The 455-nt window shown below is 58.2% G+C and carries 1 protein-coding gene; it reads right to left on the bottom strand.

The genetic code is table 11. The annotated features are described in order from the left end of the window. Window positions 1–272: 272 nt before the first annotated feature. The coding region (locus tag VSR72_RS44055) for a hypothetical protein (protein ID WP_342958424.1) at window positions 273–455 on the bottom strand (183 nt) is incomplete at its 5' end.

The raw sequence follows: 455 nt of genomic DNA, 5'->3' as shown, positions 1-455 counted from the left end.
CTCGGTGTTCAGCGTCGACGGCATGGCCTCTTTGTACAACCGCTACAACCGCAGCCTGACGTTCAACGAAGACAACGGCTCGGTGCGCCTGCCACAGCTGTACACACAGGTCGAACCTGCCTGCGCTCAACGGTGGTTCACTGTGGGCCGGGCGTCGCTACTACAAACGTAATGACATCCACATTTCCGACTTCTATTACTGGAACCAGAGCGCCACGGGCGGCGGCGTCGAAGACGTACTGATCGGCGATCTGAAATACAGCTACGCCTTCTCACGCAAGGACAACCTGTACCAGAAGGACTACATCAACCGGCACGACTTCAACGTGGCCGGGTTCGATAGCAATCCAGGCGGAGCGCTTGAGTTCGGCTTGAGCTTCATCGCCAAACCCGACAGTCGCGATGCACACCGGGGCTGGGCGGTCACCACCCAGCATGTGCAGAAGGACTTTTTC

Origin of the sequence: Paraburkholderia sp. JHI869 (assembly GCF_038900775.1) — a bacterium.
In the GTDB taxonomy this organism is placed as follows: domain Bacteria; phylum Pseudomonadota; class Gammaproteobacteria; order Burkholderiales; family Burkholderiaceae; genus Paraburkholderia.
Note: the sequence above shows the minus strand (reverse complement) of the source record. Positions and strands in the feature narration are given on the sequence as shown.